The sequence below is a fragment of the Dietzia cercidiphylli genome (genome assembly GCF_014145145.1).
Lineage (GTDB): Bacteria > Actinomycetota > Actinomycetes > Mycobacteriales > Mycobacteriaceae > Dietzia > Dietzia natronolimnaea.
On the sequence record NZ_JAALEA010000197.1, the window covers coordinates 1 to 1,238 of the forward strand.

General features: G+C 72.2%; 2 protein-coding genes. One reads left to right on the forward strand and one right to left on the reverse strand.

The genetic code is table 11. The features are described 5' to 3' along the window. On the reverse strand, nt 1-994 hold a 994-nt coding region (locus G6028_RS07780), incomplete at its 3' end, for a HelD family protein (RefSeq protein WP_182658526.1). On the opposite strand from G6028_RS07780, the gene G6028_RS07785 reads away from it, so the two are divergent. Continuing rightward, the coding region (locus tag G6028_RS07785) for a hypothetical protein (RefSeq protein WP_182658527.1) at nt 993-1,238 on the forward strand (246 nt) is incomplete at its 3' end. The two genes, G6028_RS07780 and G6028_RS07785, sit on opposite strands and share 2 nt — an antisense overlap.

The window sequence follows — 1,238 nt, forward strand, 5'->3', positions numbered from 1 at the left end:
CCCGGCCGCGGGCGGCGCGGACCACCGCGGGCGTGAGGACGAGGTCGTGTCCCTCGCACCGCACCACCACGTCCGCCCCCGGGGCGAGCTGGCGGGCGCGGACGGCGGCCTTGAGGATGTCGACCATGTCCGCCGAGCCCTTGACCTCCTCGCCGCGGAGAGTCTCCGAACCGGTGGCACGGACCCCGGGGTAGAGGTCGGCGAGTGTGCGCAGGACGACTCCCGACTCGCCGAGCGACGGCAGGACGCGTGCGATGTAGTCGAGGAACCGCGCGTTGGGCCCCACGATGAGCACTCCGCTGCGGTCGAGCCTCCGGCGGTGCGTGTAGAGCAGGTAGGCCGCACGGTGAAGGGCCACGGCGGTCTTCCCCGTCCCCGGCCCGCCCTGGACCACCAGGACACCGGCGTGGGGGTTCCGGATGATCTCGTCCTGCTCGCGTTGGATGGTCGCGACGATGTCCGTCATGTGAGCGGAGCGCGCGCTGTCCAGGGCTTCGAGCAGGGCGGATTCCCCCACGACGTCGTCGTGGTCCTCCGGCACCTCACCGTCGACGGGTGCGGTGAGGTACTCGTCGTGGACCCCGATGACCCTCCTGCCGATCGTGCGGAGATGACGACGACGGTGTGCGCCCTCGGGGCGGGCGGTGGTGGCCAGATAGAACGGGCGGCTGTGGTCCGCGCGCCAGTCCAGCAGGAGCGGGGTGAGGTCCTCGTCGTCGTCCCTCAGTCCCACGCGCCCGATCCTCCGGACCTCTCCGTCCTCCATGTCCAGCCGACCGAAGTACAGGCCCAGATTGGCGGCGTTGAACGCCGCCAGCTCCGACGAATAGAGCCGCGCGAACGACTCCCGCTCCGATCGCGCCTGAGGAGTTCCCCCCGTGCCCCGGAGGACGGCGTCGAGGCGGGCCCGGGTGTCGGCCCGGAGCTCCTCGAGACGATCGAGGAGACGGCCGAGGTGGCGCTGTTCCTCGTCGACGGCGTCGTGTTCCGTCATGCGCGCTCCTCTCGGGTGGGGACTGCGCATCGGGTGGGTGTACCGCGCAGTGCAGGACAACCAGGCTACCGGGTCTCGCGCAGGGCCCACCGACGCCGACGACCCCGCCCGTGGGGGCGGGGTCGTCGACGTCCGGTGCGCGGGCACCGGGGGAGCGGATCGTCAGGGCCGGATGGCGGCCGCGGCCTTGCTCCGCGCGCGGTCACTCGTCTTCTTGGCGGTGGTGACCTTCTTCCGGGCGTCC